Annotated in this window: 10 protein-coding genes; 5 read left to right on the top strand and 5 right to left on the bottom strand. The window is 49.0% G+C overall.

Annotation, left to right across the window (positions count from 1 at the left end; genetic code table 11):
• Positions 1-9: 9 nt before the first annotated feature.
• The gene (tyrS, locus tag ACN0VA_RS12225; RefSeq protein ID WP_417821427.1) at positions 10-1284 is read left to right on the top strand and encodes a tyrosine--tRNA ligase; all 1275 of its coding nucleotides are present in this window, start codon (positions 10-12) and stop codon (positions 1282-1284) included.
• A 62-nt stretch (positions 1285-1346) separates the two neighbouring features.
• On the opposite strand, the gene ACN0VA_RS12220 is transcribed toward tyrS, so the two are convergent.
• Together ACN0VA_RS12220 and ACN0VA_RS12215 are read right to left on the bottom strand one after the other, a co-directional pair.
• The gene (locus ACN0VA_RS12220; RefSeq protein WP_417821426.1) at positions 1347-4475 is read right to left on the bottom strand and encodes an efflux RND transporter permease subunit; all 3129 of its coding nucleotides are present in this window, start codon (positions 4473-4475) and stop codon (positions 1347-1349) included.
• A gap of 11 nt (positions 4476-4486) precedes the next feature.
• On the bottom strand, positions 4487-5659 hold the full coding sequence (locus ACN0VA_RS12215; RefSeq protein ID WP_417821425.1) for an efflux RND transporter periplasmic adaptor subunit: 1173 nt from the start codon (positions 5657-5659) through the stop codon (positions 4487-4489).
• A gap of 404 nt (positions 5660-6063) precedes the next feature.
• Between ACN0VA_RS12215 and ACN0VA_RS12210 the strand changes: the two genes are divergently transcribed.
• Both ACN0VA_RS12210 and ACN0VA_RS12205 read left to right on the top strand, forming a co-directional pair.
• Positions 6064-7548 (top strand): B12-binding domain-containing radical SAM protein, encoded by a 1485-nt coding sequence (locus tag ACN0VA_RS12210; RefSeq protein ID WP_417821424.1) that lies wholly within the window; start codon positions 6064-6066, stop codon positions 7546-7548.
• Positions 7549-7590: 42 nt separating this feature from the next.
• On the top strand, positions 7591-8544 hold the full coding sequence (locus ACN0VA_RS12205; protein WP_417821423.1) for a LysR substrate-binding domain-containing protein: 954 nt from the start codon (positions 7591-7593) through the stop codon (positions 8542-8544).
• A 22-nt stretch (positions 8545-8566) separates the two neighbouring features.
• Here ACN0VA_RS12205 and ACN0VA_RS12200 read toward each other — a convergent pair whose 3' ends face one another.
• Complete coding sequence (locus tag ACN0VA_RS12200; RefSeq protein ID WP_417821422.1) at positions 8567-9484, bottom strand: DMT family transporter; 918 nt, start codon at positions 9482-9484, stop codon at positions 8567-8569.
• Between the two features lie 542 nt (positions 9485-10026).
• Here ACN0VA_RS12200 and ACN0VA_RS12195 point away from each other — a divergent pair.
• Positions 10027-16053, top strand: coding sequence for a cadherin-like domain-containing protein (locus tag ACN0VA_RS12195; RefSeq protein WP_417821421.1), 6027 nt, complete (start codon positions 10027-10029; stop codon positions 16051-16053).
• Between the two features lie 78 nt (positions 16054-16131).
• A complete protein-coding gene (locus ACN0VA_RS12190; protein ID WP_417821420.1) occupies positions 16132-17472 on the top strand; it encodes a class I adenylate-forming enzyme family protein in 1341 nt (446 codons plus the stop codon).
• Here the strand turns inward: ACN0VA_RS12190 and menC are convergent.
• Together menC and menB are read right to left on the bottom strand one after the other, a co-directional pair.
• Positions 17430-18404 carry an o-succinylbenzoate synthase gene (menC, locus tag ACN0VA_RS12185; RefSeq protein ID WP_417821419.1) on the bottom strand — a complete coding sequence of 325 codons (975 nt, stop codon included), beginning with the start codon at positions 18402-18404 and terminating at the stop codon, positions 17430-17432. The genes ACN0VA_RS12190 and menC overlap by 43 nt on opposite strands.
• A gap of 9 nt (positions 18405-18413) precedes the next feature.
• On the bottom strand, positions 18414-19238 hold the full coding sequence (menB, locus tag ACN0VA_RS12180; protein ID WP_417821418.1) for a 1,4-dihydroxy-2-naphthoyl-CoA synthase: 825 nt from the start codon (positions 19236-19238) through the stop codon (positions 18414-18416).
• Positions 19239-19248 lie beyond the last annotated feature (10 nt).

Below are 19248 nucleotides of genomic sequence, written 5' to 3'. Positions count from 1 at the left end.
AATGTTTCCATGACGACCCAATCTACACTTAATCAACACACGCCGAACTTTCTGCAGGTTTTGCAGGACCGTGGTTTCATCCATCAATGCAGTGACACAGGCGCACTTGCTGACACATTATCAAAGCAGGTAACACCCGCTTACATTGGGTTTGATGCCACGGCTGATAGCCTGCATGTCGGTCATCTCATGTCCATTATGACATTGCGTTGGCTACAAAAATGCGGACACAAACCCATCGTGTTGATCGGTGGTGGCACCACACGTATTGGCGATCCCAGTTTTCGCGATACAACACGTCCCATTTTAAATAACGCCCAAATTGCCGCCAATATCGCCGGGATCAAAAAGGTGTTTTCAAAATACCTGACCTTTGGCGATGGGCCAAGCGATGCCGTTTTGGTGAATAACGCCGATTGGCTGGATAATTTAAAATACCTGTCCGTTCTGCGCGATGTGGGTCCCCATTTCACCGTCAATAGAATGTTGAGTTTTGATTCCGTCAAATCACGGCTGGACCGGGAACAACCCCTGACTTTTCTAGAATTCAACTACATGATTTTGCAGGCCTTTGATTTTGTCGAACTTTCCAAACGGTTCGGCTGTGTCCTGCAAATGGGCGGATCCGATCAATGGGGTAATATCGTCAATGGGATCGAATTGGGTCGCCGTATAAACGGACAAAACCTGTTTGGCTTGACAACCAACCTGTTAACCACGTCCTCCGGTGCAAAAATGGGCAAGACGGCCTCCGGGGCTGTTTGGTTGAATGAAGATCGGCTTTCCCCTTGGGACTTCTGGCAATTTTGGCGCAATACGGAAGATGATGATGTCTTACGCTTTTTGCGGTTATTTACCGAGGTTCCCTTATCAGAAATAAACGAAATGGCCTCCTTGAAAGGGGCCGAGATCAATGAAGCCAAAAAACGACTGGCAAATGAAGTCACGGCCCTGTGCCACGGAACTGCGATTGCACAAAAAATGGAAGAGACCGCACGACAAACTTTTGAAACAGGTCAAATCGGGCAAGCCCTACCACGATTGACCATCTCAAACGAGCGATTAAACACGGGCGTTCGGGTGAATGACCTTCTGCATGAAATCGGTTTCTGCAAAAGTAAAAGCGAAGGTCGGCGCCTGATTAAAAACGGTGGTGTCCGGCTGAATGATTGTCGTGTCACAGATGAAGTACAACAACTGACCATGTCCGATTTTGTAGAAACCAATCAGATTAAAATCACAGTCGGTCGTAAATCACATGGTCTGTTCATAAAGGAAATTTAGGATCACATCATAAAAAAAGGGAGGCATAATCGCCTCCCTTTTTATCTTTTCAGCTTCTTCTCTTATGAAGCTAAACTTTCATCTTCCGGCTTTTTCTTTCGACCAAACAGGCCGATAATCAGCACGAAGAATAACGGAACAAAGAAAATCGCCAGCACTGTTGCTGCAATCATCCCGCCCATAACGCCTGTCCCCACCGCAATACGGGCACCGGCACCGGCACCACTGCTGATGGCCAGCGGGAGAACCCCCAAGGTAAAGGCCATAGAGGTCATAACGATCGGGCGTAGACGTTGACGCGCAGCTTCGACAGTTGCAGCAACCACATCCATTCCCTGTTCGTAAAGGTCACGGGCAAATTCCACGATCAAAATCGCGTTTTTCGCCGAAAGACCAATCGTCGTCAAAATAGCAACCTGGAAGTAAACGTCACCAGGCAAACCCCGCAACATCACCGCCAGAACGGCGCCCAAAATCCCCAATGGCACAACCATCATAACCGATACCGGAATGGTCCAGCTTTCATAAAGGGCCGCAAGGCTGAGGAAAATTACAATTGCAGACAACAGATACAAGGTTGGTCCCTGTTCACCGGCTTCTTGTTCCTCATAAGACAAACCTTGCCATTCCAAACCGATCCCGCCGGGAAGTTTGGCAACCATTTCTTCCATTGCCGCCATGGCTTCACCCGAGGCAACGCCCGGTGCCGCCTGACCTTGAATATTCAAAGACGACAAGCTGTTAAAACGTTCCAGACGCGGGGAGCCATAAGTCCATTGCGTGCTGGAAAAGGCCGAGATCGGAACCATTTCCCCTTGGTTATTGCGGACATACCAATGGGCAATATCTTCCGGCATCATCCGATAAGGGGCGTCGGCTTGAATATAAACCTTCTTGATCCGTCCCTTTTCAATGAAATCATTGACGTAACTGGACCCCCACGCGGTTGCCAATGTGCGATTGATATCGGCGATATTGACACCCAGTGCACTGGCTTTTTCCTGATCGATATTGATATCAAATTGGGGGGTATCGTTCATCCCGTTCGGGCGCACACCCACAACACGCGGATCTTGTGCAGCCATACCCAACAACTGGTTACGTGCTGCCATCAAGGCTTCGTGACCGATACCACTGCGATCAACCAACTGCATATTAAAGCCGTTTGCTGTCCCCAGTTCGATGATGGCAGGTGGGGCAAATGCAAACACCATTGCTTCCTTGATCTGGCCAAACATCCCATAGGCCCGTCCGATAACCGCCTTGACCGATTGATCCGGACGCGTCCGTTCCGACCAGTCTTTCAGGTTGATAAAGGCAATCCCCGTGTTTTGACCACTACCCGCGAACGAGAAACCCGCAACAGTAAACAGGCCATTGACGTTTTCTGTCTCATTCTCCAGAAAATGTTTTTCAATTTTCTTGAGAACTTCGACCGTGCGTTCCTGAGAAGCCCCGGCTGGTAATTGCAGCATGGAGAACATGATCCCCTGATCTTCATCCGGCAGGAAGGACCCCGGCAAACGGTTATAAGAGAAGATCAACGCCCCAACCAATGCCGCGTAAATCACCAGAAAACGGAATTTCCGAACCGTGATGTAACTGACACTGTTTTGATAAAACAGGTTCGTCTTATCAAAACCACGGTTAAACCAACCAAAGAAGCCTTTTCTTTCATAAGGATTATGTTTGGACGGTTTTAACATCGTGGCACAAAGGGCCGGTGTCAGAATAATCGCAACCAGAACCGAGAACCCCATCGCCGAAACGATCGTGATGGAAAACTGGCGGTAAATCGCACCGGTAGACCCGGCAAAGAAGGCCATCGGGACAAACACGGCGGAAAGAACAAGCGCGATACCGATCAAGGCACCTGTGATCTGATCCATTGATTTACGGGTCGCTTCACGCGGGGATAACCCGTCTTCGTGCATAATCCGTTCAACGTTTTCCACCACAACAATGGCATCATCCACCAACAAGCCAATGGCCAGTACCATACCGAACATGGTCAAGGTATTGATGGAATATCCAAACGCGGACAGAACAGCAAACGTCCCCAGCAAGACAACCGGAACCGCAATCGTCGGAATCAGGGTTGCGCGCCAGTTTTGCAGGAACAGCAACATCACGAGGAAAACCAGCACAATCGCTTCAAACAGCGTATTGACCACTTCCTTGATCGAAACCTTCACAAACGGGGTTGTGTCATAGGGATAAACCACTTCAACGCCTTGCGGGAAGAAGGGTTTCAATTCCTCCATCCGGGCCTTGACCGCCTCAGCCGTATCCAAGGCGTTTGCCCCAGTCGCCAAGGTGACACCGATGCCGGTTGCGGGTTGCCCGTTATAACGGGCCGTCACCGCATAATTTTCCGAACCGATTTCAAGTCGGGAAACATCACCAAGACGAACCTGTGAGCCGTCTGTATTCACCCGCAGTAAGATATTGGCAAATTCTTCAACTGTTTGCAGCTTGCTTTGTGCGGTGATTGTCGCGTTCAATTGTTGACCGGAAACCGCAGGCATCCCCCCGATTTGGCCAGCTGTGACTTCGGTGTTTTGGGCCGCAATAGCTGAGGTCACGTCAGATACGGTCAGGTTATAACTGATCAACTTGTTAGGATCGAGCCAGACCCGCATCGCATGCTTGGCCCCAAAGACACGCACACTGCCAACACCGTTTACCCGTGCGATCGGATCACGTAATGATGTCACAACAAAATCAGATAAATCTGAACGATCCAGACTGTTATCAGATGACACAATCCCGACAACCATCAGGAAAGACCCGCCGGATTTAGAGACCGTCACCCCTTGTTGCTGCACTTCTGCCGGTAACAGGGACATCGCCCCTTGCAGTTTATTTTGCACCTGAACCTGTGCAATATCCGGGTTTGCCTCTGCTTCAAAGGTCAATGTGATTTCAACGGAACCGTTGGCATCACTTGCAGAAGAGATATAACGCAAGTAATCCAGACCATTCATTTGTTCTTCGATCACCTGTGTAACGGCATTTTCCACCGTACTGGCAGAAGCACCGGGATAAGACGTATTAATCTTAACCGAAGGCGGCGCAATCGTCGGGTATTGTTCGACCGGTAACTGAAAGATCGACAAGCCACCCGCCAACATAATCACAAGGGCAACAACCCATGCGAATACGGGGCGGTCAATAAAAAACTTTGCCATATTCGCTGTTCCTATTTACTGGGTTTTGCGTCATTTGCCGCGTTTAGCGGCTGTGCAATAACCGCTGCGCCCGGTGCGATACGCTGTAAACCTTCAACGACAATTTCAACACCGTCCGTGAGACCAGCCGTCACCAACCAGTCATTACCTTGGGATTGTTCAATTGTAATCGGCTTGACCGTCGCCTTACCTTCTTCAACAGCATAAACAAAGGCTGACCCGTCCGGGCGACGCATCACCGCTTTTTGTGGAACGACGTAAACACCGTCCAATTCCCCTTGATACACGGTTCCACGCACAAACATACCCGGCAGTAAATCGCGTTTTGGATTTGGGAAGACTGCGCGCAAACGCACCGTCCCTGTTGTTTCGTTCACACTCACATCAGAGAACTTAAGCGTTCCTTTATGGGGATATTCCACACCCGTTGCATCAACCGTTAATGTCACATCAATTTTACCGGCATCAACACCTTGCAAGCGACCAGACTGAACCGCGTGTTTAATTTTCATCAAACGACCGCCAGCCTGAATAACGTCGACATAAATCGGATCCAGCTGTGTAATGCTTGCCAAGGCATTACCTTGACTTGCGATAACAAGGGACCCTTCGTTAAAGGCAGATGCGCCGATCTGGCCGGAAATCGGGGCTTTCACCGTTGTATCTTCCATATTGATTTGGGCTTGATCAACTTTAGCCTTGGCCGCAGCAACAGCAGCGCGCGCCTGAGCTTCAACAGCAACAGCGTCATCATACTTTTGTTCGCTCAACGCCTTGGTTTTGATCAATTTTTCATAACGGACACGCGTTTTGACCGCTTGGCTCAATGTCGCTTTTTGACGATCAAGTTCCGCCTTTGCCGCATCAAGGGCAGCGACATAAACAGCCTGATCAATCACGTACAAGGCCTGATCCTGTTCGACATACGCGCCTTCTTCAAATTTGCGGGCTTCAATAATCCCGTCCACCTGTGGGCGTACATCGGTTTTACGAAAGGCAACAGTACGACCGGGCATTTCTTCAGACAAACGGACTTTTGTGGCATTCAACACCATTGTATTGACCGCCACCCCGGGACGCTGCGCGCCCGCACCGGCGCTTCCTTTTTGTTCTTCACCGCAGGAAGCAACAACCAAAGCCATAGCTGCAACACTTGCGATTTTTGTAAATGATCGAATAAACAAATCACGAATCCTTTTAGTGGCGAAATGCCCGCAAATTTTTAACATTGGAGAGAAACCGTACCTGAAACAGTAATGGTTTCCAAATCAAGATTTTTATAGATTGCGCGTAATCTGACACAGTCACGCTTAAACTTTTGTTATCCACCTCACAGTTAAGACGCACATGCCAGATAAAGCTCATAAAAGCCTCTGCCATTCATCGAAATATATCATATTTTCATTGATGATTTTTTCTTAAAGTTGTATATTTTACAAGTATTTCGTACCAAAAACAACAATCACGTACAGGATATTGTAGATATTCAACCTCTCATACTATGTTATGACCCTATCCCTTTCTTTATTTCTCCTGAAAACGCAAGAAATCACGATCTTAAAAAATATCTAACAACAAAGTTCGGAAAATGGCCCCACGATCTCGCGTTTATATCATTCAGCCCCCCGTCAACATCCCGCACGTCACCCCCTGTCTTGATGATCAGCAGTTCTCTTTGGGTCTTCTTAGCGTGGGTGCTTATCTCAATCAAAACGGTTTTGATGCTAAAGGCTTACATATTCCAAACTTGCTGGCGAACAAAAGCCATAGCCTGAATGATCTTATAACCGAAATTGGTGAAGCCCGGCCCTTGTTGGTTGCCATCGCCCTGAACTGGGTACATTTCAGCAAAGGGGCCATAGAGCTGGCCCGCATGATCCGCCAAAACTACCCGGACACTAAAATCGTTATCGGTGGGCAGCATGCAACCCTCTTTACCCGGCAGTTGGCAAAGGCCGCAGAAGGATATGCAGATGGCGTCGTTAATGGAGAAGCGGAAAGAACGCTTCTGAACCTGTGTCGGCATTTGGAAAACGAAGGACAAATGCCCCTGCAAATACCCGGACTGTTTTTATGTAGTCATAATCAGTCTCACGCCCGCGTCATCGCCCCCGAGGTGGTCCAGAATATAGATAGCCTCCCCTTCTACGATTACAGTTTTTTACAAGCCAGAGATAAAAACCTGCATGTCGCCGCGCTCAGCACAGGCCGGGGAAGTTGCCCCCTTAAATGTGCTTTCTGTCTTGAACATGTCATGGGGAATTTACAAGGCCGAAACAAACTGCACTTTCATTCCCCCGAATGGATCGTCGCCCATATGAAACATATTATGGGCCAAGGTATCCGGCAAATTTCCATTCAAGACAATCTTTTTATCGGCGGCGATAAAATGGTGTCTCAAATCGCAGATGAAATGGCCCGGCAAAATATATATCTGGACCATATCAACATTTTCGCCCACCCGAACAGTTTTTCAAAAACAGGCTTTCACGCCATAAACCGCATGGCAAAACACGCCAGTATTGATTTTGGTGTGGAGTCCGGCTCCCGCCATGTTTTAGAAATCATCAAACGCCCCAGTGATATGGATGCCATCCTTGAAAATATCCACGATGCCGTCGAAGCGGGCATTGTTCCTTACACATGGTGGCTATCTGGCTTACCCGATGCCCCTCGGGCAGAAGAAGATACCTGCAATTTTATAAAAAAAACGATGGTACGGGGGGCTATCCCGCGCTGGGTCAATCCCCTTCTCCTTTTGCCCCGCACCCCCATGCATGAGCGTTCACAAGATTTCGGAATTTATCCCCGTTTTAAACGGTTTGAAGATTACAGCCTCTTTTCCGAAGTCAGCCTGAAAGAAGCGCAGCATTTTGGCGATACCATCACCCACAATACCGCCGAGCGTAGTCGCATCGATATTTTGCAAGAAACCAATCGTCTTAAGAAATTTATTCTAGAACACTTTTCAACCGTCGAAACATTTTGGCATGCACGTCAACCCCAGATACTTGATGACCTTCAACAGATCAAGGGCCATATTGAAGCTTCCTTTCTTCACGATAAACAATAGCTTTTAAGTAACAAAATTCCTAAAACAGCCACAGAACCTGCAATGAAAAACCTCCCCCCACTCAATGCCGTTCGTACTTTCGTAATTGTCGCAAGATCCGGCACCATTGCCGCTGCCTCCAAAGAAATGGGGATTTCAAGTTCAGCGATCAGTCAGCAAATTCGAAATTTGGAAAATTGGCTTGGAATTTCCCTATTTGATCGCAGAACGCGCGAGTTGATTTTGACAGAGCGCGGACGTGAATATTTTCAAGAGGTCTCGCGCGCAATCAATGCAATTACAACAGCAACATCCCATATTATTGGCATGGATACATCTTCCAACAACCTCATTCGAATTTCCGTCTTGCCCTCTTTTTCAACATTATGGTTATTACCTAAACTAAACGATTTCACAGAAAAACACCCTGATATTGAAATTGATCTGACGTCCACGACAGCACTTTGTGATCTTAACAAATATGATATCGATTTTGCCATTCGGTATGGAACGGGTGACTATCTTGGATTAGAAACCTACAAACTCCTGCCAGAAGCAGTTGCCCCGGCCTGCCACCCCCAATTATTGGAAGATATGTTGGGGAAAAAAGCACATGAAATCACCTTACAAGATCTCATACGCTTGCCGATCATCGACGACGAGGGCAATCTTAAGGGAATAAAGTACAACATGCGAAAATGGCTGGAAGAACAAGGGATCCAAAATCCCCAATTTAAAGAACATATACACTTTTCTGATAGCCATATTGCCTGTGAAGCGGCACGCCTTGGCAAAGGATTACTTATGGGACGGGCCTGTCTCATTGCCGACTGGCTAGAAACAGGTGATTTGATCACCCCCATCAATAAATGGGAAATTGAGGAAACCGCCTATTACATCGTTTATTCCGCTCAACGTCCCATGCGACCATCTGTTAAAGTCTTTTTCAACTGGCTTAAAAATACCGCCAAAGAATGGATAAACGATCCACGTCATCAGAAGATATTTTCGCCATAAGTTTCCAATTCTTTTCATTTGCCTATTTTTTTGACTGACGATTGACAAGCATCACCCCCAGCGCCGTAATCGAAATACCAATTGCAACTGGTAGATCAATCTTTTCTTCAAATAGAAAACTGGAAACAAGAGCTGCAGAAACCGGAACAAAGTAAAAGATACTGGCCACCCGGCTGACTTCGCCACGGCGGATCATCACATAGAGCAAACTCAGCGCACCAACAGATACACCGATAGACATATAGCCCAACGCCCCGATGAATTGCACGGACCATTCCACCTGCATTGTCTCAAAGGCAAAAGCGAATGGCAGACACATTACACAAGACGCAAATGACTGGATGGCGCCTCCTGAAAAAATGTTCATATCTGCGCAAAAACGTTTTTGGTACAGGTTGCCGAAACTTAACCCTAATAAGCCAATCACCGCCATGCCAAGACCGGTCATATGAACAGAGGTAAAATCCAATTTCTGGCTAACGACAAACACAATTCCGATCAAACCGAAGACCAGCCCCAACCATTGAAACAGCTTCAGGCTTTCACCCAACATACGACGGGCAACAACAGCAACCAGCACAGGCTGCAAGGCAATAATTAATGCGGATAAGGCCGGCGACAATCCCATGTCAATCGCGACAAAAACGCCAAGAGAAAAAGTACCGACCGTCAACATGCCTGCAACACTGATATGGAAAGCCTCTCTCCAACTTTTTGGCCAATTCGCCTTAAAAAACAAACCTATCCCTGCAACAACGCAGGCAGCAATGGCAAAACGCCAAACCAAAAAAGTTACAGGTTCCGCATAAGGCAAGCCATATTTTGCACCAACAAATCCCGTGCCGTACAACATAACAAATATAAAGGGAAAAGCGATTGAATGAATATGCCCCTCATTCATGCTTTCAGACATATTACAACCCAGTTTGCGAACAGACATCTGTCAGCCTCCATAATGAAAATTTAGAGAGCGCGGCAACAGGCAAACTCTTTTACTTGAAAAGAACTATTGTGTTGGTGAGCTTAGGTTGCATAAACAGCGATAGTTTGCCTATTTCAAAAAAATAAACCACGTGAAGTAAAACTTACGTCACTAAGGCAAACCGACATAAAGAGAGAGAGATTTTCAATACGTCAACAAGAACGATTCGCAAAATAAAGAGGCGCCTCCCCTTCAAATAAGGCACTCGTAAAAGTACGGGACATAACCTTAAAAGCCCACGTTTTTTCCATCAATGCATTGAAATAAAGAGTAAACATTACACACTTATTAAGCGATTTATAAATCTTAAAATAAAACCTAGGAAACATACGTAAAAATACATATCTTTAGAAATAGGTAATACCGAGTAAATACTATTTCGTTATGTATTTTTTATCAAAAGATGCGGAGGTCCAATAGGGCCAAGTCTTGAGGGTCAGAAAACAAAGCATCGATAAACGAAGACTGAACGAATGGTATAGACAATATGAGGATTGTCTATGAAAACCGTTTTTGATGTAGGCGACAGTCACCCCTTTCACGTGCTCGAACCTCAAGGGAGTACGCCGGTCATTCAATTACCGGAAGGGTTAAGCATGTCTGATGCCACCGTCATTCGTGATGGCACCGATATGATTATTGAGTCAGCCCAAGGTGATCATTTTCTCATTCAGGGATATTACCAGCAGGAACACAGCCCCAATTTACAACAAGCAAACGGCGAATGGCTGAATACACAGGCCTATGATAACCTGCCCGACATTGACAGCATCAACCAATATACCCAAGCCGCCCCCGTTCTTGACATCCCCGGATTACAGACGGCACAAGCCACACCACAAGGTGATGTTGCGTTAGGCGAGCCAATCGGCCTTGTCGAAGAAATCAGTGGAAGCGTCAGCGTTGTGCGCGCCGATGGCAGCAGCGCCATTTTAAATACAGGTGATCCCGTTTTCCAAGGTGACCGTTTGGAAACATCCACCGATGGCGGTGTCGGTATTACCCTTGCAGACACAAGCACATTCTCCCTCGGTGAGAACTCCGAAATGGTGTTGGATGAACTGGTCTATGATCCCGGCAACCAAGAAGGCAGCTCGGTCCTTTCCCTTATTGAAGGCACCGCCAGCTATGTCAGTGGACAAATCGCCAAAATCAATCCTGACGCTGTCGCCATCAACACACCGGTTGCCACCATTGGTATTCGCGGAACCAAAGTCTTTCTGGAATATGCCGAAGGGAAATTCCGCGCGATTAACCTGATTGAAACCACATTGGAAGGCGACACCCCGGGCGAGATTGTTATTTTTGCCTTAAACGGTTCTCCATTAGGGTCCACCAATCAGGCCAATGTGGGGTGGAGCTGGGACGGCGGATCTGCCAATGATTTCAGATCTTCCCAATTCAGCACAGATGAAATCAACCGTTTCACACGCGACACGTTAAACCATCTGCCCCCCAGTCTTGCGGAAAAAGCACTGGAAGCAAAAGAACTTGAAGCCGCCTTGAAAGAAGCCGCCGAAATCGCAGCCCGTGAAGCACAGGATGCCGAAGCACAGGCCCAACAGGCCGAAGCCGATGCACAAGCCTTGAAACAAGCTGCCGATGACGCCAAGCTCGAAGCTGATGCCTTGGCACAACAAGCTTTAACAGAAGAAGAAAAACTTCAGCTTTTACAAGAACAATTGCAGGAATTGATAGCCTCCGGCGCGACGGATCAGGAAATTTTGCAGTTGCAACAGGCGCTCAGCAAGCTGGAATTCAACCTGCAACAAATCTGGCAAAATGCAGAGACCGCAAGGCAATCTGCGCTGCAAGCCGAAGACAAGGCAACTCAGGCTTATCAATTTATGCTGGAAGCGCGCGAGGAAGCCCAACAAGCCAATGCCGCCGCAGAAGTCGCACAAAATGCCGCACAAGGGGCCTATGAAATCACGCAAAATGCATTCCAACGCGCGCGTGAATATGTCGGCTATGAAGCCAATACGAACGCCAATCCGGGGGAAAGCAACAACCAATTTGCCGACAAAACAACAGATGGCCCCCAAAATGGCGAACAACAAGAAGAGGGCAACGAAGACGGCAATCACGTTTTTGTCCCCCATGAAAATGACGACGACAACGGATCATCCGGCCCCATTGTTGTCGCACAATTAGATAATGGTGAAAGTGGAAATTACACAGGCGAGACAGGCCAGAACGACGAGGACGAAAACGCAGGCAAACAGGAAGAAGAAAACACCACACCCGTCAATAATGACCCCGAGCCGGTCTCATTAAGCGGTAAAGGTGTGGATGGTTATCTCAGCGGGGCTGACGTTTGGATTGATCTGGATAAAGACGGCGTCATGGATGCCAACGAAACAGACCGCACCATCACCGATAGCAGCGGGAATTATACCCTCAGCACGAGCGCCAATGATTACATTATATCCATGTCCGGCGGAACAGACATCGCAACGGGCAAAGCCTTCTATGGTGTTTTGCAAGCCCCCGAAAGGTCAACGGTCGTTACCCCGTTAACAACCCTGCTTGCCAACGGTGTTTCTGAAAGCGATCTTAAAGCCGCCTTTGGTCTCAGCGCCGATCTTGATCTAACAACGACCGACCCCGTTGCCGGGGCATCCAACAGTGATATTGCAAAACTGGCGGCTGTCGGCGTACAAATTCAAAACACCATTGTTCAAGCGGCTTCTGTTCTGGAAGGCTCCAGTAGTACAACATTGGATGCCGGAGCCACAGGCAACACCCTGTTCGGTGCCATTGCTGATGCCATCAAAACCCAAGGCAGCAGCTTTAATATCTCAGACGCTTCAAAAATCCAGTCCGTTATTTCACAAGCCGCAGGTGATTTGCTCAGTGGGGATGACCTCACCAAGGCCAACGCCGCCGCCGCCAACAGTGCGCAGATTATCAGTGCCTCAAACAGTGTCGTTGATGATTATATCGCACTGGGGGGAACGGGGAATGACTTCCTGTCCAGTCTGGCGCAAGTTGCCGTGGTTGCCAGTAATGCCGCCAGTGACCTGCAAACGGCAGTGCGCGACAATAGCAACCTTAACGATCTGCAAAATCAATATAGCGCAAGCAGCTTAACCAACAAAATTGAAGGGGCCGCAATCGGGGATGTTAATGGCGACGGTTCAACCAACACCAGCAATGCTGCACCAACCATAAGTGAGCCAACATCTTTCACCACATTGGAAGATAAGGCCATCACACTCAGTGAAGCACAATTGCTTGCCAACGCCAGCGATACAGAAACAATGCATGTACGCAAGGTTACGGTCAGCGGTGCAACCGTACAAGATAATGGGAATCAGACATGGACCATTACTCCGAATGCGGATTCAACCGAGACCCTTACCCTGTCTTATGAAGTCTCCGACGGTTTTAAATCAACGCCCACGACGGCACAAATTTCAATAACACCGGTGAATGATGCACCCGTCTTAAGTGGCCCCGTGACTCTTTCCAGTGACAGCGAAGGCAATTATCAAGAAGACAGCACAATTAATCTGACCAAATCGCAATTACTGGCCCATGCCAGTGATATAGACGGGGACAGTCTGGATATTTTGAATGTCGTTGCCACCTCTGGTGGGGCCGTTGTCGATAACGGAAATGGCACATGGACAGTTACGCCCACACTCAATTCAACCGACGATGTCATCCTGACCTACACCGTCAGTGACGGCAAAGGCGCGAGCGTACAGCAGACGGCTACGCTTGAAATTGAAAACGTAAATGACGCCCCAACCCTTTCCAACACCGTCATCTTAAATGGCACAGAAGATACAGTGCTATCCATTAGCAAAGCACAATTGCTGGCTTATGCCAACGATGTGGATGGTGATACGCTCAGCATCGAAAACTTTGCGATAGATGGTCGTGATCAACAAGGAAGCCTTGAAGAAACAGTTGATGGCTGGCTTTATACCCCCGGCGAAAACAGCACCTCCGATATCACCTTTACCTATACCATCAGCGACGGCAACGGAGGGACAATTGACACCACGGCAACAGCCAAATTTGGTGCTGTCAACGATGCCCCAACGGTTTCAAGCACACCTGTCAGTCTAAGTGGGACGGAAGACACCGTTCTGACGATTACACAAGATCAACTGTTAAATGAATATGCCAGCGATGTGGACGGCGATACGCTCAACATTGAAAACCTGGCAACAAACGATGGGGGCAGCGTTCAAAAAATGAACGCAACCACATGGACCTATACACCAGCCGCAAACGCAAATGGGGAAGTCTCTTTCACATTTAAAGTCTCCGATGGGACCACCACAACCGATGGTCATGCGGTTGTAAACATTGCCAGTGTCGACGATGCGCCTATCATCACCGGAACTGCCACATTCAGCGTTTATATTGAAGACACCGTTTTCCTCAGTAAATCGCAACTGCTGGCTTATGCAACCGATATTGATACCGACAGTGCAAACCTGTCCATCACCGATATTTCATTTTCAAGCGGTTACACAAGTGAAACCGATGGCGGATGGTCCTTTACCCCACAATGTTTTGATAATGTCACGCTCACCTATAACGTCTATGACGGAACCAGCAAAACCGCCACAACGGCCACCATCAATGTACATAACAACTACCAAGGTCAGGAAGGTGAAAACCCGAACATTGCCCCCACCCTTGGCGATGCTGTTTCTTTGAGTGGTTTGGAAGACGGCGGCGAAGCAGGCTATATTACGATTACACCTGCGCAGCTTTTAAACGGCAGTTACGATCAGAACGAAGACAGTATCAGTGTTGCCAATCTATCCATCAGCAGTGGCACAGGCAGCCTTGCCTTCAACAGCCAAAGCGGAAACTGGCACTTCACACCGACAGCAAACAGCACAGCCCCGGTAACGTTCACGTATAATATTTCTGATGGACAAGCTTTATCGGCACAGCAGACCGCAACCTTGACTCTTAGTCCGGTCAACGATGCCCCGACCATTTCCAACCTTGTGTCCTTTAACGCGACGGAAGACACCGCCTTTGATCTGACGGCGGCGCAATTGCTCGCCAATGCAACCGACGTGGACGGGGATGACATGGTCATTCAAAACCTGACGGCTTCATCGGGTTCACTGGTTGCAACAGAAAACGGCTGGACCTTTACCCCGGCTGAAAATGCCATCGATGATGTCACTTTTAGCTACACCATCAGTGACAATAACGGTGGGACATTGGCGACAACTGCCACGGTCCATTTTGCTGACGTGAACGATGCCCCGATTGTCAGTGCCCCGATAAGCTTGAACGGACAAGAAGATACCAGCCTGACCTTTACCAAGGCACAATTACTGGCAAATACAACAGATGTGGATAACGATAGCCTACAAATTCAGAACCTGCAAACCAACGCAGGCGGGACTTTGACCTACAACGCTAATGACAGTTGGACCTACACCCCCGTTGCCAATTCCACCGATGATGTGACCTTTACTTATACGGTCTCCGATGGGTTGGAGAGTGTTTCGACACAAGCCGTTGCCAGCTTTGCCGAAGATGGCATTACAGAAGGGACCAGTACGGCCAACACATTAAGTGGCACAGAAGGTAGCGACACCATAACCGCCTTGGCCGGCAATGATCAATTGACCGGAGGAAGCGGCAATGATTATCTGGATGGTGGTGATGGGGATGATACGGCTGTCTTTAATGGCAACCGCGATGACTATACCTTTGCCACCAACGAAAACGGCGAATTAACCATCACAGACAACAACACCGCCGATGGGGATGACGGTCAGGACACTTTGATCGATATCGAAAATTATCAATTTGCCGATCAAGTCATCACCGGAACACCGGGCGAAATTGTGGGATCAAGCGGTTCCGACCAGCTTTCCGGCGGCAATGGTGCCGATGTTATTCGCGGTGGGGACGGGGCCGATTTCATTTGGTCGCATAATGGCAACGATGTCATCTATGGCGGGTCCGGTAACGATTTCATCTGGACGGATAATGGCGATGATACTGTCTATGGCGAAGGCGATAATGATAATATCTGGACAGGGAAAGGCGCTGATACCGTCTATGGCGGCAGTGGTGACGATTTCATCTGGACGGGCCGTGATGGCGACACCGCCAGCGGTGGGGAAGGGGCCGATATCATTTACACCAGCTATGGGGATGATACGATCATCTACAGTGACGGGGATGCAACCTTAAACGGGGGCAGCGGCACTGATACGCTACGCCTGGACAATGGTGATAATCTAGATCTGACGACAAACAGTGTTCAAATCTATTCCATTGAACAGATCGACCTGCAAACAGACGGCAATGCCAACAGCCTGATATTTGAGTCCAGCGATATTACATCCATGAGCAACAACGACAGTGTCATCATCGATGGAACATCTTCTGACAGTGTTACTTTTGCAGATAGCGGATGGTCACAGGGGACAACGTCCAACGGATATACCACCTACGACCATTCATCATCCGGGGCGCAGGCCAGTGTTGCTGAAAACATCAATGTCACTTTGAACAATGGTTTGGCCTAAAGCGTAAGTTATTGACTTTCTGTCCTGATTGGTAAAAATCCAGTCCTACGTTTACTAGGAACATGGTGCACCGGGACAATGGCAGACATAAAAATAACAGACCCAAGCACATGGCTTGCGCATAACCGCGAGACTTATCCAAATGCGAATGCCGTTATTTACAAGTCTCACCGCCTCACTCATCGTGACCTCTTTGTGCAAGTCACGCATCTCAGTCAACAATTAAAACAACCGGGCCTTATTCAGGTTCTTGAGGCACGCGATCCATTACAAACAACCTTGATGTTTCATGCCGCCCCAATGGCGGGCTCCCCTTTCCTGCCCCTTGATCCGAATATGTCGGCAAACACCCGCGAGGCTTTTTTAGAAAAGGTTTCCCTGGATATGCCGTTTGCCCCCCATCCGCCTGCACTCGACGCGGTCCGCCTGATCATCGCCACCAGTGGCACAACAGGTGTCCCCAAAGGCGTGATGTTAAGCGGGCGTAATCTTGCCGTTTCTGCCCTTGCATCACGTCAACGCATTGGGCTTGATGCGGATGATAGATGGCTTGCCTGTCTGCCATTATTTCATATCGGGGGATTGTCTATTTTATCGCGCTGTGCCGAAGCGGGCGCATGCGTTGTCTTGCAAGATGGTTTTGATACGGACATGGCCTTGGCGGCAATGGATGATTATGGCGTCACCCATCTTTCCCTTGTCCCCACTATGTTGCATCGTTTCCTTGAAAAACTGGGAAACCGCAAGCCACCGGGCCGTTTAAAACGAGTACTGGTCGGTGGGGCCGCGATTTCCACTGATCTGGCCCGCCGCGCTTTTGATCTGGGCTGGCCGATTTGCCCAACCTATGGCATGAGCGAAACATCCTCGCAATTTTCGACATTTGAACAATTGCCCGATGACTGGTGCGAAGGACAAATTGGCACACCGCTGGACGGTTTTGACGTGGGCCTGCACGACATGCGCCTGAAAGTCCGCGGCCCGTCGGTTATGAAAGGCTATATCAATCCTGACCGCACGATGGGGCAAGGATTGGAGGACGGCTGGTTCATTACCAATGATCTGGGTCACATTGGCAAAAACGGGCAACTTTCAATTATGGGACGTGCCGATGATGCCTTTTTAATCGGGGGGGAAACCGTTCATCCCGCCACCGTCGAACGCACCTTATCAACCTGCCCCAATGTAGACGAAATTGCCGTCACTGCGCGCCATGACCGTGAATGGGGCAAGCGCCTTGTTATCCTTTATGCCGGCGACACGGACGAAGAAAGTGTTCAACAGTTTGCCAATGCACATTTAAAAGGGCCGTACCGTCCAACAGAAACAATAAAACAGGCGGCTTTGCCCCGAAATGCAATGGGTAAACTGGACCGTCAGGCCCTCATCACGGCCTTGACCGGATCAAAACCGGATTGATCCTCAAATAATACCGCTGTGCCCAGCCCATGTGCCCAGCGCCCCACCGGATCCAACGCAGCAGCCGTCATCAAGGCCGCGCGGGTTGCAATCGGGCCATCAATGCTTGTGGTCACAATGGTTTCAACACCCTGTTTCTGTAACGTTTTGCCCAATTGATAAGATGATAACGGCCCCCCGTGGGCCATCGGTTTCAACACCACGCGCCGCGTCACTGAGAAAAGGCCATTTTGCAAACTTTCATCTTGGGCCAAAACAAAAGGAACCTTGTTTTGCAGCTCAGTCCATGCCTGTTCATTCGGATGTGCCAAGGGTTCTTCCAGACTTTCAATCGCCAACCCGGCAATGCCACTTAAGAAACGTTCAGCCTGTTCAAAGTCCCATGCCCCATTGGCATCCAGTCGCAAACAAACCCCGTCTGGAAGTTCTTTATGACGAGCTTCTAACGCCTTGATTTCGTCTTCAACCGACTGCACACCCACTTTCAATTTGATGACCTGATACCCTTGGGCATGCAACGTGCTTAATTGATCCGATGAAAAATCACACAAAGTGCCTGCACTGACATTCAACCGCACCTGAGATGCCGCCTGCACATTCAATTGACATCCCAAAAGGTCTACGAGCGCTGTTTCAATCGCACACCGCACCGCAGGGCAGTTTGGCAAAAGGGCCGGCAATGTCTTTAAGACCGTATCCCCTTCCTGTCCTGACAGGGCCGATTGCATATGTTTCAAACCGGCTTCACAATCAGAAAAGCTTTCCGTGCCGATTTCGGGCAGGGGCGCGGCCTCCCCCCACCCGGTACGGCCTGTGTCATCACAAAGCGCAACCGTCCAGCCGCGACGCACCGACCAGACCCCATGCGCCGTTCGCCACGGCTGACGTAGCGCCCGTTCATAGGGTTGATAGGTCAATGAAATGATCTTCATCAAAGCTAATCAGGGAATACGCGGATATTTGGTAAAATCAGGATCACGCTTTTCCAGATAGGCATTGCGCCCTTCCTGACCTTCCGCTGTTTGATAAAACAGACCGGTCGCGTTGCCTGCCAGTTCCTGCAAACCTGCGGCCCCATCGGTATCGGCATTGAACGATGCCTTCAACAGACGCAGGGCTGTCGGGGACAAGGCCAACATTTCACGACACCATTGCACGGTTTCTTCTTCCAGTTTTTCCAACGGCACAACCGTATTCACCAACCCCATATCAAGGGCTTGTTGTGCATCATATTGGCGACACAAGAACCAGATTTCCTTGGCTTTACGTTGCCCAACCAAACGGGTCAGCAGGGCAACCCCCAAACCACCGTCAAAACTGCCGACCCGTGGCCCGGTTTGTCCAAAACGGGCATTTTCTGCGGCAATGGCAAGATCACAACACAGATGCAAGACATGACCGCCACCAATAGACCAGCCTGCAATCATCGCCACAACCGGCTTGGGAATGGTGCGGATCAGGCGTTGCAGTTCCAAAACATCCAGACCTTCACTTCCGTCTTCATCGGTATAGCCCGCCTCGCCACGGATACGTTGATCCCCACCGGAACAAAATGCCTTACCGCCTGCCCCAGTTAAAATAATCACACCAACGGATTTATCACGATGGGCGGTTTTAAAGGCATGTAACATGCCGCGTACCGTTTCGGGACGAAAGGCGTTATGAACTTCAGGGCGGTTAATCGTAATTTTCGCAATTCCATCCGCCACATGATATTCAATATCTGTAAACTGGGGATCGGTGATTTCCTGCCATTGGATCGACACGGGCTGTTTA

It is taken from the genome of Terasakiella sp. (genome assembly GCF_048267425.1).
In the GTDB taxonomy this organism is placed as follows: Bacteria; Pseudomonadota; Alphaproteobacteria; order Rhodospirillales; family Terasakiellaceae; genus Terasakiella.
This window is presented reverse-complemented; position numbering and strand designations above follow the sequence as displayed.